The organism is Vogesella mureinivorans, from assembly GCF_007644035.1.
GTDB lineage: Bacteria > Pseudomonadota > Gammaproteobacteria > Burkholderiales > Chromobacteriaceae > Vogesella > Vogesella mureinivorans.
Genome location: NZ_VMTV02000294.1, coordinates 1 through 255, shown reverse-complemented (window position 1 = coordinate 255; position 255 = coordinate 1). Strand labels below are relative to the sequence as shown.

General features: G+C 47.8%; 1 protein-coding gene. It reads left to right on the top strand.

The window, feature by feature from the left end; translation table 11 throughout:
* Positions 1-29 precede the first annotated feature (29 nt).
* On the top strand, positions 30-255 hold a 226-nt coding region (locus FLQ44_RS25535), incomplete at its 3' end, for a hypothetical protein (RefSeq protein WP_206208792.1).

The window sequence follows — 255 nt, the reverse complement described above, 5'->3', positions numbered from 1 at the left end:
TGAAAATCACGGGGCCAACTGGTAAGGAAATGCTGCTTCCAGACGATCCGAATGCCACGATTATTATGATGGCAACAGGAACTGGAATTGCGCCATTCCGCGCTTACCTATGGCGGATGTTCAAAGATGCCGAAAGAGCAGCCAACCCCGACTATAAGTTCAACGGTTTGGCATGGCTCTTCTTTGGTATCGCTACAACTCCCAACATCCTCTACAAAGAAGAATTGGAAGAGTTGCAGGATAAGTACCCAGACA